This is a genomic window from Tetragenococcus halophilus, from assembly GCF_001712815.1.
Classification (GTDB): Bacteria; Bacillota; Bacilli; order Lactobacillales; family Enterococcaceae; genus Tetragenococcus; species Tetragenococcus halophilus.
In genome coordinates this window covers 596,698-613,707 of the sequence record NZ_CP012047.1, presented here as the reverse complement: position 1 = coordinate 613,707, position 17,010 = coordinate 596,698, and the positions used below count along the sequence as shown (strand labels likewise).

15 protein-coding genes and 1 pseudogene are annotated in these 17,010 nt (G+C 34.8%); 2 read left to right on the top strand and 14 right to left on the bottom strand.

The features are described from left to right. Positions 1–13: 13 nt before the first annotated feature. Positions 14–919, bottom strand: a complete 906-nt coding sequence (locus AC806_RS02830) for an ROK family protein (RefSeq protein WP_069028736.1) — start codon at positions 917–919, stop codon at positions 14–16. Positions 920–1,519: 600 nt separating this feature from the next. Here AC806_RS02830 and AC806_RS02825 point away from each other — a divergent pair. Further along, positions 1,520–2,857: a uracil-xanthine permease family protein gene (locus AC806_RS02825; protein WP_014125433.1), complete on the top strand. Its 1,338-nt coding sequence runs from the start codon at positions 1,520–1,522 to the stop codon at positions 2,855–2,857. A gap of 95 nt (positions 2,858–2,952) precedes the next feature. Here the strand turns inward: AC806_RS02825 and AC806_RS02820 are convergent, their stop codons facing one another. Further along, positions 2,953–3,594, bottom strand: a complete 642-nt coding sequence (locus tag AC806_RS02820; protein ID WP_014125434.1) for an HAD family hydrolase — start codon at positions 3,592–3,594, stop codon at positions 2,953–2,955. A gap of 237 nt (positions 3,595–3,831) precedes the next feature. Here AC806_RS02820 and AC806_RS02815 point away from each other — a divergent pair, with 237 nt between their 5' ends. Beyond that, positions 3,832–5,160: an ISL3 family transposase gene (locus tag AC806_RS02815; RefSeq protein ID WP_012345024.1), complete on the top strand. Its 1,329-nt coding sequence runs from the start codon at positions 3,832–3,834 to the stop codon at positions 5,158–5,160. A 49-nt stretch (positions 5,161–5,209) separates the two neighbouring features. On the opposite strand, the gene AC806_RS02810 is transcribed toward AC806_RS02815, so the two are convergent. From AC806_RS02810 to AC806_RS02755, 12 genes and pseudogenes are all read right to left on the bottom strand, one after another. After that, entirely contained in the window at positions 5,210–5,812 is a 603-nt protein-coding gene (locus tag AC806_RS02810) for a fructose-6-phosphate aldolase (RefSeq protein ID WP_083207551.1), read from the bottom strand. Positions 5,813–5,872: 60 nt separating this feature from the next. Continuing rightward, the gene (locus AC806_RS02805) at positions 5,873–6,226 is read right to left on the bottom strand and encodes a PTS glucitol/sorbitol transporter subunit IIA (RefSeq protein WP_061841264.1); all 354 of its coding nucleotides are present in this window, start codon (positions 6,224–6,226) and stop codon (positions 5,873–5,875) included. Between the two features lie 27 nt (positions 6,227–6,253). Beyond that, complete coding sequence (srlE, locus tag AC806_RS02800) at positions 6,254–7,270, bottom strand: PTS glucitol/sorbitol transporter subunit IIB (protein WP_061841263.1); 1,017 nt, start codon at positions 7,268–7,270, stop codon at positions 6,254–6,256. Between the two features lie 12 nt (positions 7,271–7,282). After that, complete coding sequence (gene srlA / locus AC806_RS02795; RefSeq protein ID WP_061841262.1) at positions 7,283–7,837, bottom strand: PTS glucitol/sorbitol transporter subunit IIC; 555 nt, start codon at positions 7,835–7,837, stop codon at positions 7,283–7,285. Positions 7,838–7,839: 2 nt separating this feature from the next. Continuing rightward, on the bottom strand, positions 7,840–8,322 hold the full coding sequence (locus tag AC806_RS02790; protein WP_061841261.1) for a transcriptional regulator GutM: 483 nt from the start codon (positions 8,320–8,322) through the stop codon (positions 7,840–7,842). Beyond that, complete coding sequence (locus tag AC806_RS02785) at positions 8,319–10,181, bottom strand: BglG family transcription antiterminator (protein WP_069028735.1); 1,863 nt, start codon at positions 10,179–10,181, stop codon at positions 8,319–8,321. Before AC806_RS02785 ends, AC806_RS02790 begins: the two co-directional genes overlap by 4 nt. Positions 10,182–10,196: 15 nt before the next feature. Continuing rightward, complete coding sequence (locus AC806_RS02780) at positions 10,197–10,997, bottom strand: SDR family oxidoreductase (protein ID WP_061841259.1); 801 nt, start codon at positions 10,995–10,997, stop codon at positions 10,197–10,199. Positions 10,998–11,587: 590 nt separating this feature from the next. After that, entirely contained in the window at positions 11,588–12,484 is an 897-nt protein-coding gene (gene gnd / locus AC806_RS02775; protein WP_061841258.1) for a phosphogluconate dehydrogenase (NAD(+)-dependent, decarboxylating), read from the bottom strand. 221 nt (positions 12,485–12,705) lie between these two features. Then, a complete protein-coding gene (locus tag AC806_RS02770; RefSeq protein ID WP_212880354.1) occupies positions 12,706–13,950 on the bottom strand; it encodes a PTS sugar transporter subunit IIC in 1,245 nt (414 codons plus the stop codon). 7 nt (positions 13,951–13,957) lie between these two features. Further along, positions 13,958–14,262: pseudogene (locus AC806_RS02765) on the bottom strand (PTS sugar transporter subunit IIB). Positions 14,263–14,442: 180 nt separating this feature from the next. After that, positions 14,443–15,141 (bottom strand): N-acetylmannosamine-6-phosphate 2-epimerase, encoded by a 699-nt coding sequence (locus tag AC806_RS02760; RefSeq protein ID WP_061841268.1) that lies wholly within the window; start codon positions 15,139–15,141, stop codon positions 14,443–14,445. 282 nt (positions 15,142–15,423) lie between these two features. Further along, a complete protein-coding gene (locus AC806_RS02755) occupies positions 15,424–16,995 on the bottom strand; it encodes an alpha-glucoside-specific PTS transporter subunit IIBC (protein WP_069028734.1) in 1,572 nt (523 codons plus the stop codon). Positions 16,996–17,010 lie beyond the last annotated feature (15 nt).

The following is a 17,010-nucleotide window of genomic DNA, read 5'->3' as shown; positions in this document are numbered from 1 at the left end:
ACATTTATCTTAACTATTTCTCTTCTTTATTTAAAGTGATTTTCAAACTATAAACGGCACCGATAATTCCCGCTTCATTTTCGAATTTTGCCGGAACAATTTCAGGAAAATCCATATCTACCAGTGCACTATGTTCATTTTGTAGTTGTTTATAAGCCATCTGCAACTCTTTTAAAAAGGTTTTATTAGCGCTAATTCCGCCGCCAATGACAACCATTGCAGGATCAAATACAACTGCAACATTTAAAATACCTTGTGCTAGTTTGCGATGAAATTTAGCTAATACGGTTTGTGCTAAATATTCACCATCTTCAGCACGATCATAGATCACACGAGCATCATCGATTTTCTCACCAGATTTTAAATTATAAATTCGCAATAAACCAATGATGGTAGCTGCTTGTAAATTCATCGTACTTAAATTCAAATCATCTTGATTATCATCTAAAAGCATCCAACCAAATTCACCTGCCCGCGCATGCGCACCACGATAAATCTCATTATTAACAACTAGACAACCGCCAATACCTGTACCAACCACTAAACTAAGATAGTTCGCAACGTTTTGAGCTGCACCGCCCCATTTTTCCGCAATTGAAGCTGCATTTGCATCATTTTCTACATGTACAAATACCCCCGTACGTTTAGCCATTTCTTCTTTAATATTAATCCCATATAAACACTTAATAGCACCAGCAGTCGTTAAATAACCATCTTCTTCAACTACACCAGGGACAGAAATACCTACAGCTTTTATCACATACTTTGTTTTATAATCAGAAATAATTTGAACAATATCGTCTAAAATTTCTTCTTTAGTTTTAGGCGTAGGAAAATTTTTCTTATCCTTCATTGCGCCATCTTCATCTAATAATCCAATTTTAATTGAACTACCGCCAATATCTACACCTACATACATACCATGGATAATCCTTTCCTACAATTTCCTAACATTTGAACGAACAACTTCTTTTTTTACCAACAAAAACATAAACAGCCTCATTTCTCTTATTGTAATAGATATTGATTTGAGATGCCACTGTAAAAGATTTTTCATAGTATATTAACATTGCAAATAAGGTCTTGAGTTTATTTTCAGAACGCTCATTAAGTAAAGTTATGGCCTAAAAGCGAATTTAGAACATAATTTTGATAAATTTATGAGATCGATAGAACAAAGAAAAACGAAACTTATGTTGTATTATAATAAATACAACATAAGAATTGGAAAACTATGTTGTATAAATGTAAATAGCACATAGATAATAAAAAGTAACGTTCTATTTAAATAAATACCCCATAGAAAATGAGAAACGATGATATATTTCAACAAAAGAAGTTATACACAAATGTTAGCGCCTCAAAGACAAACATTCTTTTAGATTTTCTAAGTTAAAGTAAAATTTCTATTGAAAATCACTTGATATAAAACATAAAATGAAAGCGTAAGTTCGTCTTTTAACAACAGTAAGCAATTTATCTTTGCTGTTTCTAATTTTATACAAAGGAGCGAGAATACGTGAATCAAAATGATCAGTTACCAGAAGTTGACGAGAAACTTCCCTTAAGACAAAACTTGCTTTTAGGCCTGCAGCATACAGTAATTGCTGTTTTAGCCGCTATACCTGTCCCTTTATTAATAGCCACAAATGTCGGTTTATCTCCAGAACAAACCCGTTTTTTTATTAACGCGGTCATCTTTGGCGCAGGTCTTTCTAGTTTATTAATGGCTTTAAATATTATCCCTAAGACAAGCCCTAAAATCCCAATGGTCATGGGCGCAAATTTTGCCGTAGTCCCTATTGCAAGTACGACATTAAATGATGCTCCTAATATTGAAACAGGTTTTCAAATCATCGCTGGTTCAACCATGATTGTAGCAATTCTTTGTTTTTTAGCTGCTCCCTTTTGGATTAAACTTCAACGTTTTTTCCCACCTGTAGTTGTTGGAACAAACTTAATTGTCCTTGGTGTTTCTTTATTACCAAATACCTTTCACTGGTTAATGGGCGACAAAGCCTATAACCTAACTGAAAGTATAGATTATAAGACCTTACTGATGGCTTTAGCAATTTTTATTTTTCATGTCATTATCAGTAAATACTTTAAAGGCTTATTAGGAAACTTAACTATTCTCATTTCTCTTATTTTCGGTACACTATTGGCGTTATCTTTAGGTATGGTAGATTTTTCACCAGTCCAAGAAGCTCCTTGGTTCGGTTTAAATTTACCTTTTCATTATGGTCTTCCTAAATTTGATATTACAGCTACTTTATCATTTTTAATAGCCATGATTTTAGGCATGGTTGAGATTTCTGGCACAGCAATGGGGATTCATAATATTGTAGATAAAGAAATGACAAAAGGGCAATTTCGGCGCGTTTTACAATCTTTAGGGATTACAACATTTATATCTGGTTTATTTAACGGTGTACAACCCACAGCCTTTGTGCAAAACGTCGGTATTTTAGATCTGTCCAAAGTCAAAAGTCGGTTTGCTATTGCTACTGCTGGTTTCATGCTTGTTTTCATCGGTTTTATTCCAAAATTTTCTGCTTTAATTTCGGCTATTCCAGATCCAGTATTAGGTGGACTTGGCTTTGCTATTTTCGGTATTATTATTGGCAGTGGGATTAATATTTTGAAACAAGTAAGTTTTGAAGGTAATCAAAATATGTTAATTATTGGCCTAAGTGTTGGTGTTTGTATGTTACCTTCTGTTTATCCAAACTTTTACGCCAACTTTCCTGCCATTGTACAAAATATTTTTGGCAGTGGTATTCTAGCAGGTTCTTTAACAGCCATTATATTGAACCTATTTTTCAATTTTAAAGAAATAAAAAATAACATTAAGTAATGATTTAAGTTACAGATCATTTTCTGATAAAAAAATAGCAATCTATTACCCGAAAATGCCATTTGGATAATAGATTGCTATTTTACTATTTATTTTCATTGAAATTGTTTCTCATCAATCTCGCGAAAGTCTGTTACAACCTTATCTGCACAAGACAAGTCTTGCTTTGGATAATCCGGATTGGCAAATCCAATACAATACATGCCAGCCGCTTTAGCAGCGCGTGACCCATTTCTCGTATCTTCAATCACAACGCAATCATCAGGAACAGCACCAAGTAAATCTGCCGTGTGCAAAAAAACATCAGGCTCCGGTTTTGAATGAGCGACTTCTTCCGCACTGACAGCTTGACTGAAGTAAGCGTCCAATCCTAACTCCTGCAAATTATAAACGATTTCTTCTTTACGCGAAGCAGAAGCTACTCCTAATTTAAAACCAGCTTGATACAAGCGTTTGATCAAATCTTTTACATTGGCGATCAGCTGCACACCATCTTTTTGAATAATTTCTTCACGGCGCTGATTCATTTCCATAATATATTCATTTACTGCTTTGGGCAAATGAAATTCATCTTTCATGCCTTGCCACATAAAAACAGGAGTTGTCCCCATAAATTGATAATGATAACTATCAGGAACATCATGCCCTTCTTCATGAAGGATATCGGTTTTCGATTTAAAATAAGTGTATTCAGAATCGACAATCACGCCGTCCATATCAAATATAAAAGTATTCATTATTTCTCCTAAAGTTCATAGATTTTTTCGGTACTAAAAATCTCACGCCAATCATTGTGAAAATCATTTACAGCTTTTTGAACCGAAGGCATAGATAAAGCTTGCTCAAAAATATGGGTCTATAATATTTAGTGTTGTTACTAAAAAAATTAGTAATAACACTAATTTTTTATATAACAAAAAAGCATTTGTTTCCTTTATAATTAAGTTGGACACCAAAATAAAAGGAGAAAACAAATGCTTCAATACAAAGATATCAAAATTAAAGATCAAAATCTAGATGTAGGCCTTAAAAACTTACTCAATATTAAGGACCCTCACATCTTTTTTTCCGCTCAAGCAGTTCAAAAAGAACCCATTCATCATCGAATGACGAATGTCTTTTACGGTGTCCTTACCTACACCCCGAAAGCTTGCGAATGTTGTGGCCTCATAAATGAAGAGAATCTTCTTATTAAACATTCGCCAAAGGCTTCGGATATTCAATTAATTCCTTATCAGGAAGTGCCCAGCGTTTTACGCTTATTTAAGCAACGATTTTATTGTAAATCCTGTCATCATACTTTTAGTGCCAGGACCTATTATATCGCCAAAGACTGTTATATTTCGCAAGCCTTGAAGTTTGCCATTGCGATAGACTTGAAGAAAAAACTATCGATGAAAGATATTGCTTTACGCTATGGGGTCTCATTTAAAACCGTGGAACGCGTATTGGATACCTTCTATCAAGGACTTAAATTCAATCCCAACCATTTACCGAAACATTTGCTAATCGATGAATTCAAAGGCACGAAGGACTGTGAAGGAGCCATGTGTTTTATCTTCAGTGACGCTCAGACAGGAAAAATTATCGATATCTTGGACGATCGCCGCAATTTCAAACTGATTGCTTACTTTCAACGATTTACTCAACAAGCGCGGAAAAGAGTCCAACATGTGGTTATGGATATGAATTCGGCTTATGGAAAAATGATCCCTCAAGTATTTCCGAAGGCCAAGATTCTTGTGGATCATTTCCACATTATCCAACAGATTTCTCGAGCTTTTAACCAGCAGCGGATTCGGTCGATGAACCAGCTGGACAAAAAGAGCGCCCAACAAATGAAGGATTATCGCAAATTAAAAAAATACTGGAAACAGCTCCAAAAAAAGCATAAAAACTTGGGGTACGACCATTTGAAACAGTTCCCTCTTTTTCGCCAAAAATATGTGACGGAATCGGAAGTTGTGGATTACTTATTAACCATTGATCCCGTGCTTAAGGCTTCTTATGATGTTTATCAAGATCTGCTTGACGCTTTTGAAAACGGCAAAGCGCAACCATTTTTCGCTATCATTGATCAACTGTCGCCTTTATTAGAAGAACCCTTTAAAAAATCCTTACGTCACCTCCAAAAGTACCGTAAAGAAATTACCTTATCTTTTACTCAACCGTATTCCAACGGCAAACTTGAAGGGAAAAACAACTTGATTAAAGTAATTCAACGGATTGCCTTTGGCTTTCGTTCTTTTAATCATCTACGTAAGCGAGTGCTTATTCAACAAGGGCTTCTTGAGATCTTATAAAATAACAAAAAAAGAAGAACCGAAGTCCTTCTTTTTATAAAGGTTTTGCTTAAACAACACTATTTGACAAAGAGCCAAAAATATCCGGGCTTGCTGTAATAGCTTGAGCACCACTACGACAAGCATGATTTACCTGACTTACATTTTTAAAACTAGCAGCGAGTATTTGACTCGTCGCAGAAGATCTTTTAATCTCTCCTACCATCGCTGCAACAGTGTCCGCTGCATTTATATTCAAATTCTCCATTCGATTATAATAAGGTGCCAAATAATCAGCTCCTGCAGCAATTGCTAAATATCCTTGAAATTCAGTATAAATAGCAGTAGCAGTAACGTTAAAGTTTTTACTTTTTAATGTTTTTAACGCAGAAAGTCCTTCATTATTCACGGGGATTTTTATAAAAGTTTCCTTGCCTAAATGTTCCACAATATTTTGCGCATCTTTTTCAATCTCTTCTTTTGTCTCGCCAACTACTTGTACGTGTAATTCAGCAGTACCTATAATTTCTTTAATTGCTTTCAAATGCGCATAAAAATCAATTTTTCCTTCTTTTTTAATAATCGAAGGGTTTGAAGTTACGCCAGCTAATGGCAAAACAGATTGATAGTAGCGAATTTTATCAAGATTGACTGTATCTAACATAAATTTCATTGAAATTCTCTCCTTACAATTTTAAAGTCTGAGCAAAAACTTGTCCAGATTTTTTTCTTATTATATTGATATATGAGTCCCTATAGTTAACTCGGGTATCTCCTTTTCTTCTACATATAATGTTCCCGGTAATTCAGCAGAAGTGGAGCCATCAAATTTAATTGTAATATGGCCTAAGTCCTCTAAATTTTTTTGAACAACTTCCCCCACAGCTGTAACTTCATAAGAAGTATCTCCCATTGTTAAGGTGGAATCAATGGTTATCGAACCTTCCACTGAATTTATTTTTATGCTGTAACAATAATCCTTTAACGCATCAGGCGCATCTTTGCCAAATAAGATCACCATTTTTTCATCTTTAAATAATTCTGCTTCTGGACCAACCGCAATAATTTCTGTTTCAAAAACTGACATTCCTAGTTCCTCCTAAAATTTCGATACTTAACTATACAAACCAAAACTTGCTAACCAAGCAACAATCACGCGTGGCACTCCATTCAAAAAGCGTGAATACAATACAGAAGGTACTCCTACTTCAACTGTTTCAGATTCAGCTTCTTCTAAACCTAACCCCACTGGAATAAAGTCACAAGCATTTTGCGTATTAATTGCAAATAGTGCTGGTAAAGCAAATTGTGGTGGAATATTTCCTTTTCCAATCTCTACGCCAATTAAAGTACCAATTACTTGACCGATAACTCCGCCAGGTCCTAACAGCGGAGATAAAAACGGCAGCGAACAGATAAAACCCATAATAATTAAACCAAATACATTCCCGGCAAGAGGAGCCATAACTTTCGCAATCCAATCTCCAATTCCAGAGCCTTGGATAATACCAATTAGTAAGGAGACAAACGCCATAAAAGGAATCACAGTATGTAACATTGTTTGTACACTGTCTCGAGCTGCTTGGTTAAAAGTGGCAATTACTTTTCCTGCACCCATTCCTATTTTAGCAATAAAACTTTGTTGTTCCGCTTTTTGTTCAGTAATTTTTTTGCTTGTGTCATACTTGTTTTCTGAACGATTTTTCGTTTCCGAAACTTCTTTTTCTACCGCTTCTGTAGTAGCTTCTGTTTCTTCATCAGAAGCGATTTGAATTTGGTTATTTCCTACGGCTGATACATAAATATCTTCAGTAATATACTGCGCTAATGGACCGCTTTTCCCAGTAGCAACTATATTAATAGTCGGGATACCTTTTTTAGGATAAATTCCACATCTTAAAGTGCCTCCGCAATCGATAATAGCTAAAGCAATTTCTTCGTCTGGAATAGATGTTTTAAAACCGTTGACAGCTTCCATGCCTGTTAATTCAGCAATCTTATCAACGATTGCTGGCTTTTCTCCCCCACCAGTAACATAAATAAATTTATGTTTTTCTTCTGTTGGCGTAATAACTAATGGCCCGCCATAACCACCGTTTCCTTTCACTACTTTTATACTATTATAAGCCATTTTTGACCCTCCTTATTCTGTAACTGTACTTGCTTTTTTATTAAGTGTGATTCCTTGCTGTTTGCAAACAAAAGCTGTTGTGTAATCGGTGACCCAACCACCAACAAAGTTCATCACAAGTCCTACTAAAAGATAGCGGATTGCCAAGTCCATAGAATTAAGGCCTAATTGTTCAATTCCTTGAGCAATTCCCATCCAAATAAATAATTCTCCTGGGTTAATATGAGGAAACACGCCGTTGCTGGTATGACAAAATTGTGCTTGTGAGGCAAAGTAACTAGGTTTATAGTATTCAGGCAAAAAGCGAGCTAAAGTAAATGACATTGGATTTCCTAACATAAAAGCTGAAATAAAAGGCAAAATCATATATCGAGTAACAACATTTTTAGAAGATACTCTGGCTAATTTGGTTACTCGTTCCTCTCCCAAAAATGCAATAATCGTATTCATAGCAACTAATAACATCAAAACAAGCGGAACAATACTGCTCATCCAATCAATAAAAGTCTCAGCCCCTGTTTCAAATAAATTCATAAACCCTTCGGCAAAATTTGTAACATACTTCATGATTACACGCTCCTTTTCCTTTTTAATTTCATTTGGTTTTTCCATAATTGAAGTTGGTTTATGGCAACACCAACTGGTGACATAGGTTTCTCTTCTCGATAGTTTCCTACTTCAACCCGTAGAAAAACTTCTCTAGCATTTTCCATAGCTTGTCGTAATAACTTATTTTCCTTTCGAACTAAAGGATTATACGTATCCAGATAGTGGATATCTTCTCCTAAATACTGAGGAATGGAATGAAATTTGGCCAAAACTGTCACTCCTTGCATCTTCTTAGCATCTAAAATTATACCTTCGTTTGTTACTGCGAATAAGACTAGCGTACCTGCTTTAAATCGACCCTTTCTTCGACCAATCGCTACTTTTCCCTTTTTGCGTAATGATTGATAGATATTATTAAAATGCTTAATTTGTCGAAAGCCTAAAAGAGCTTGTAAAAGGTAAGCCGCTAGCGCAAAGAAACCAAAAACATAAATAAAATTCACGATAAAAACCTCCTATTCATCCAGTCTTTTAATTCAGATAAATCTTCCAATTGACGAAGTTCCTTACGTAACTGCTTACTCGTTGTAAAAGCGAAAACAAAATCATAGAGTTTCAGTAATTCTGACTCGTCGCCTTCTGACAGTGCTTCAGGAATTGCTAATAATATTATTAATTCAACCTTTCCACTCGATGTTTTTAACGTTTCTTGCGGAAACACACCTAAAGATAAAATAATTTGCTCGCTTTTTTTATTAATTGTATGAGGAAATGCAACCCCTGCTTCATAAATCGTCGTATGTTTTTCCTCTCGTTCAAAAACACGTGACTCAAATTGTGTATCTACAATATCTTCTTGCGTTAATTTTTGGACCATTTCTTTTAAATTTTCATTATATGACTTTGTAAAATCTAACTTTGTGAAACGAAAAGTAATATTTTCAAAACTTCTTGAGCGTATTTCATTCACGCGCTCCCATTCATCTCGTAACCATTCTGTGTTAAACAAATTCGTTATATGTACAACGGGAGTGCTCGATTTGACATTTTTCAAAGGAATCGTTGAAAACACTGCAAAATATTGGTTAAGGTCTTGCTGTTTATATTCTTCCTCTGAAAAGTGAGTAATTTTAATTTCAGTACCTACGACCTTTTCAATTTGTCGTTGAATAATTAGCGCAGTTCCTTTCCCTGTACTACAAACAATAGCAATCTCTTTTTGTACCGCTTTATCTGTCTGTTTGCGTATAGCTAACTCAAAATATAAAGCTAAATAACTAACTTCAACAGCCGGTGCCTTCCGATTTAATTCTTTTTCTAATCGAGCCATTCCTACTTTTGCAAGCTCATAAGCAAAAGGATACTGATTCTCAATCTCCCCATAAAATAAATCTTGTATTTCAAAATGGAATAACAAACGATTAAATAAATACATCAAATGATATTTCATATCAACAAATAAGCTTTTCTCATCTAAATCAACCACTAAAGCATTATGAATATGAGCCATCATTTGTTCAAAACGCACTTTTAGTTCTTTTTCATTCTCATCCTGTATACTTTTTAATTGATTGGAACTAAGGCTTAATGGAAAACAAATAAAACTTTTTTCATTCTCACTTAGCGTGATACCAAAAGCTAATTCAAGACGATACATCAACCTTTCAATACCTTCATAAGAGCGTACATAATTAATATAATCATGTGGCATAGTTTCTAATAGATAACCGCCCTCAATTCTTTTTATAACTGTAGCGATTGTTTTCTTTAAAAGCGCCGTATACATTTTTGATACTTGCCCAACTTGCGCAATTTGATCGACCAATTGTAATATTTCTGATGGTAAAAAATCGTCTGCAAAATAATCTTGCACATGATAGATATAAAGCAAACGTAGGTCAAATTCACTCCCGTAAATTCGCATCCCTCTATTTGGAGTTCCACTAACTTTTACATTAAAAAAACGCACCAATCGTTTCATCTCTTTAGTATCATTCGCCGTTGTGCCTCGACTTACCCCTAATTCTTCAGATAATTCGTCCATAGCAATAAAATCATTAGATTCAATCAACCTTTTAAGCATAAAAGCAATTCTTTTATTCGCTGAATTGAAATCACTTGTTTTCTTTAAGTCACCAACCATAACTTCTTCAAATCGTTCAAAGTTTTTAACATTTAATTGATACATATGATCTTTTTGTTTAATTTCAGCAATATCAGTAAGTTCTTCATTTAAAGCTTTGATACTACTTCGTATTGTTTGCCGACTAATGGATAGTTTTTGTTCCAATTCTGTCGTTGTCATTTGCTTGCGGGTAACTAGCAATTGTAGAATCTGGTACCAACGATTGACTACAGCCATTTTTACCCTCCAATTCTAGCCTCTGGTTTTACCTCCAGCCACATTTGTTGTAACGCCTGTGATATAACTAGCACGATCAGACAGATAATAACTAACTAAATCTGCCACTTCATGCAAGTAACCACTACGTCCTAATGGAATCGTGCTCGTTTTTGAATAACCTTCTCGTAGTTGTTCCACTGTAATTCCCCTTGTATAAGCAAGCGCTTCTTCATAAGCTAACGTTCTCAAACCTGTTTCTTCCATAATTCCTGGCGCAATTCCCACAACTCGAACATTTGATTTTCCTAACTCTTTTGACCAAGAACGAGTAAAGCTATTAACGGCAGCTTTCGTTGCCGCATATGGACTTTGCCCTTCAGAACCTTCTAAACCAGATTCAGAAGACATATTAATAATCACTCCTTCTTCTTTTTCCACCAAAACACGTCCAACGGCTTGGCTCATTAAAAATAATCCTTTTTGATTTACAGCTATTATTTTATCAAATACATCTTCTGATAATTCATATTTTCCTTGAGGGTTATTTTTGTCTACTAATAGCCTAGGAATATTAATCCCAGCGTTATTTACCAATCCATCAATCGTTCCAAAATTGTCAATTACTGTCTGTACCCCAGCTTCTACATCGCTTCGTGAAGTAACATCAGTTTTTACAAATAGTAAATGTTTGTCATCTAAGTCCGAATCTTCAAGATCAAAGTTGGCTACATTTACTTTTTGTGCAAGCAAACTTTCAACTATACTCTTTCCAATTCCAGAAGAACCCCCTGTGACAATAACTGTTTTACCTTCAATATTTAACCAATCTACCATAATTTTCACTCCTAACTTTTGATTACGTTTTCATTATAGGAGAGTATGCGAAAAAATTAAGACAATCTTTTTGGCAGTGGGAAGTAAAAAAGTTGTACTAATTTGGATATACTAATCCACTCAACATTTGGAGTCATTAATATAAAATTTAGTATTTCTACATCTCTCTTATTTATTTCCACATCCATTCTTCCCTCCTTTCTGTATATTTACGATAGCATTACGTCTATAATAAAGTAGGCCCTTACTTCTTCCGTTTTTCATCAATGAATTAAGAAACATGAAAATAACGACGGTTATAAAATCTTCTGAATATTTTCTAACTATATCTGTAAGCTTCTAAAACTACTAAAAAAGAAGGCAACAGATAATAAATAACGTCAAATTTATAACAAATAAAAAAGGCTTATTATAATGGAATCTTTTAGATTCACAATATAATAAGCCTACATAATTGTAGAAAACACTACTTAAATAAAAAACTGAACATTAATTATGCTTCTATATAGTTATTTATTGTCAATGACCTTCTAAACATGTTGCGGAACACGCAAATTTTTAACGCTCTATATACTTTTAATCATATAATACTATTTCTTCGAAACGTCATGTCCACCAAATTGATTACGTAAAGAAGCAACAACTTTTTCACCAAATTTTTCTTCATCGACACTAGCATATCTAGCTAACAAAGCTTGCGTAATTACTGGAGCCGATAGTTCTTGTCGCAGCATTTCTTCAGCTGTCCATTTTCCTTCACCTGAAGATGGGATCACGCCTTCAATATCTTTAAGGTCAGGATCTTCTTGTAATAAGTTTTCTGTTAGGCCCATCAACCAGCTACGGATTACTGAACCATTGTTAAAGACTTTTGCGACTCCTGACAGATCGTAGTCATATTCTCCATGATGAATAAGATTAAATCCTTCACCAATAGCCTGCATCATGCCATATTCGATACCGTTATGAATCATTTTTAAATAATGACCACTGCCGACTGGTCCGCAATAAAAATACCCGTCTTTTACACAAAGAGCTTCAAACAAAGGACGAATCTCTTCAAACTTTTCTGCGTCGCCACCGATCATCATACAAGCACCTTCACGAGCGCCAGAAGTACCGCCAGAAGTACCTACATCAAAGAAATAAACGCCTTGTTCTTTGGCTTTCTCACCGTTTTTTTGGCTATCAGTAAATTTAGAATTCCCACCATCAACTAAAATATCGCCTTGGTTCATTGCCTGAACACAGGAAGAAACTTGATTATTAGTAATCTCACCTGCTGGTAGCATGAGCCAAACAACGGAAGATGGTTTCTTATCTTCCATCAATGCTTCAAAATTTGAATAAAACTTTCCTCCGTTTCCTTCAAATTCACTCTTCATTTCACTATTTTGATCAAATCCAGAAACTTCATAGCCATGATCTAATAGGTTGTAAGCTAAATTTATCCCCATTTTTCCTAAACCAATAATACGAATATTCAACACTACATCTCCTCGAAATATAACTTCTAATTATTACTTGTTCCGTAGATAACGATAGTACATAATTATTATTATTTCAATCATGTTACTAAAATCTGCACATTTATAAGAACGAACAATAAGAAAAAAGCAGCTAGACAATAATCTAACTGCTTGAATTTCATTCCATATTTAAGCTACTAGAACGAATTAATATTTTATCACGCTAATTAAACTAGAAATTATTCACCTACTTCAGCTTCTTGTGCTTCTTTTTTAAGCAACGAATTATCGTAAGCTTTAAAAAATGGTAAAAATACGATCCAAGTAACAACAAATATAGCAATAGCTATAATAATCGCCCGCCAATCCTGTGTAGCAAGATAAGACGCAATAGGATAAGGGATGTACCATAATAAGAATGATTGCGTTGGAATATTTACTACCCCAATTGACATAACAAAATAAGCAATGCTTGGAACGATAATTTCATTGATCCACATTGGCACCATCAAATAGGGATTAAAAGCAACTGGGGCACCAAACATCAACGGTTCGTTAATATTAAAAATGGAAGGGATAAAAACAGCTTTTCCAATAGCCTTTAATTGCGCGGACTTACTTAATATTAACATCATAAAAGCAAGCGCTAAGGTAGTACCAATTCCCCCCAAGGAAGAAAAAGCATAAATTGTTTCTTGCGTCGCAATATTGGTTGCTTCTTGTCCGTTAGCAGTTGCCTGAATATTTTCTGCTAAACCAGCCATATACACCGGATAGATGGCTGGCATCATAACCCAACCTGAAATGCCAAAAGTATATAAGAAAGCTGGAATAAATACAGATAATACAAAACCTGGATAAGACTGAACAATTGCCGCTAATGGACTAAAAATGTAAATAATAATTTCGAAAAAGTCTATATTTAATTGAACTGTAATAAACCAACCAACTAATAATAGAAAAGTGATTGGTAATAAACTATTAAACCAACCCACAACAAAATCAGGAATAGGGGTGTCTTCATCAAAAAAAGATCTTTTTGCAGCAAAATTCATCACACAGCCGACAAATAAACCTGTAACAATAGCTAAAAACATTCCTGTAGCACCAAATCTTTCCAAGATAAATGTAACATCCCCTCCAGCAGTAACCGTAGGATATAAAAGCATCATAAATAATACAAGACCAGTTGCTCCTGTAATCAATTTCAAGTCATTCCCTTTCTTTTCCATCAAATAATAAGAAATTAAAAACGAAACTACCAATCCAAACATTCCAAAAGAAAAATCACTGATTCTCGAAAAATCTGGTAAATTATCAAAAACATTATTCAATAAAGAAAACACTGTGACGATCGACCCTACAAAAACTAGAGGTAGCGCAGTCATGATAGAATCTTGAATAGAAGCAACCCAAGGATTTTTTACGATTTTATTTACCTTTGGAGCAAATTTATTCGTCATAAAATCCATAATTTTTTTCATCATTGTTTTACCCCTCCATATTTAGTATTAGCTCTAATGCTTTTTTCCCATCTAATGCTCCGTAAATAGCTTGTGGGATAACTGCAATTTGGACATTTTTTCTTGTGTTTTTTTCTTTAATTCATCCACCATATAAGATAAATGAGGACCTATTAATAGATAATCAATTTCATCAATACGCTCATCTAACTGAGACTCACTGGCTGCCTTTACACTAACTTTTTCCCCTTTTTTCTTTGCCGCTTTGCGAATAGCACCTGCCATAAAACCACTTGATGCACCTGAACCGCAAATTAATAATATATTTTTCATTATTGTCACCGCTTTCTTATATTTATAATTGAATTATAAGTTGTATATATTTTCCTAACAAACTCCTTTTTTTCCTACTACTAGGAAAAATGTATAGACATAATAAAAAAGACCAAAACTATTACAAAATAGAGTTGACCTTTCAAATCTTTAATATACTAAAACAATAAAACACCTAATTTAGGTAGTTTCTTCCAGCGCCGCAACAAATCGCTCAGCAATTTCTTTAGGCCGTGTAATCGCACCTCCTACAACCATTCCTGTTACACCTATTTCTTTAATTTCTTTTGCTTGTTCAGGTGTATGAATATTTCCTTCAGCGATTACAGGATAACCTGCAGCAACTAACTTTTTCATTAAAGGAATATTCGGCTTAGGAGATTCAAAACTTTCTTTAGTATAGCCGCTTAGTGTTGTACCTACAAAATCGATTCCGGATTTTATCGCATTCTCTCCTTCTGAAAAAGTAGCAATATCGGCCATCAATAATTGATCGGGATACTTGGCTTTCACTTCTTGGATAAATTGTCTCACAGATTTACCATCATAACGTTCACGTAATGTACAATCTAGTGCAATCACTTCAACTCCTGTTGCGACCAGTTCGTCTACTTCTTGCATAGTTGCAGTGATAAATGGTTCTTGGGGTGGATAATCTTTTTTGATTATTCCAATGATTGGTAAATCAACAGTATTTTTAATTTCAGCAATATCCCTGGTTGAATTTGCTCTTATAGCAACTGCGTCGGCTTGTTGTGCTGCTAATGCAAAAAGCGGCATCACGCCACCCTTTTTTGTATACATAGGTTCTCCTGCTAATGCTTGACAAGAAACAATCAGGCCACGTTGAATCGTTTCGATAAATTTTTCTTTTTCCATCATATAACAAACCTCCAATTCTATACGGTGAAGAATGTGTGATTAAAATATAGTATACAATTTTACAAGAAAAAATCGCTTTATTGAATGAAAGTAGAAATCTTCCTTATAACAGTATTATTGGTGGCACATCTACAGAGTTACCTCCAAAGTAAATGTTATTGGTGGCACATCACAAAAGTTACCACCAATAACATTGAACAATGGCGAAAGGTGTCGTTCAAAACAAATCATTTATAAAAAAACCTGCTCGCCTCTAGATAACGAGCAGGATCTCTAAGATTATTTTTCATTTTCTTCAACTAACTTATCAAAACTTTCTCGAACTTGGGGTACATTCAAACCTACAATCACTTGAAAGTATTTATTATTCCTAACAACACCATGTGCTCCCCAAGCTTTAAACGCATCATCATTTTGCACTTGGTTTTCATCTTTAACAGATACACGTAATCTGGTTGCACAGTTATTGACGTTTTCTATATTTTCAGCACCACCGAATGCTTCCAAAAAGCCGAGCGCTTGATCGTGATAAAGATCATCTTCATGACCATCTTCTTGTTTTTTCTCTTTATAATCAGCTTTAGTAAACATCGTTACTTCTTCGTCGGCACGCCCTGGTGTTTTAAAATCAAATTTCAAAATTAAAAAACGAAAAACAAGAAAATATATCAAAATGAAAGCTAAACCAACGCCTACTTGAATTACATAAGTTTGCCAATGATTAGCTGCCATTGGAATCCAATTTTTAGTGATTATTTCAATCAAGCCTCCACCCATATCACCGACAACACCTAAGGCATAAGAAGTTGTTGCTAGAATTGCTGCTAAAACAGCATGGACAAAAAATAGAACAGGAGCGATAAATAGGAAAGTATAATCAAATGGCTCAGTAATTCCTGCTAACACAGCAGTGATAACCCCCGGAACAATTAGCGCCAAAACTTTTTTCTTATTTGCTTTTTTAGCTGTTGCATAAAATGCTAATGCAATTCCTGGCACACCAAAGAGATTAGATAAACCTTGTAATGCAAATCCTCCCTCAGGAAACAGCGCTTTCAAACTTTGGGAAGAAGAAGCAAATTCTTTTAAATGCTCCATCCAATACAAAGTCGTGCCTCCTTCAACCACAGCTGGGCCAAATTGAAATGGTGCATAAATAAAGTGGTGTAATCCCGTTGGAAGTAAGGCTTTTTCTAAAAAAATATAAGTGAATACCCCGAAATTCCCTGAGCGAACCATAAAAGCTTGTAAAGATTGGACGCCCTGTTGAAAGATTGGCCATATCCAAGAAAATAGAAGCGCCATGACAAACATCGCAAAAAATCCAATCATACCAATTAAGGCTGAACCTTGAAAAATCCCTAAGTACTCTGGAAGTTGAGTATCAAAAAAGCGATTATGCAAATAGATCACAACGCCAGCAATAATAATCGAACCGACAACTCCAGTATCTAAAGTTTTTACTCCACCGATCATTTTCAAACCTTCGCCCACTTGCTGGTCAAAATTTACACCAAAAGTCGAACCGAAATTTTCTAATATTTTAGACGTAAATGTATTAAATGTCATATAAAGAACGAAGGATTCTAACGCTGCACGTGCATTCGCCTTTTTAGCCAAGCCCAAAGGTAGACCAATAGCAAATAAAATTTCCATATTATTGAAAACAGTCCAGCCGCCCTCTTCAATAATTTCCCATACTTTATTCCATAAAGTTCCTTCTTCTGCAATATTTCCAACAATTGCCGGATCATTAATTACTGATGCAACAGCAATAACAATTCCTGAAAATACAAAGAACAAAACCGGCGTAAACATTGCACCACCAAAACGTTGGATCTTTGCCATCATAGTGAGTTCCTCCTT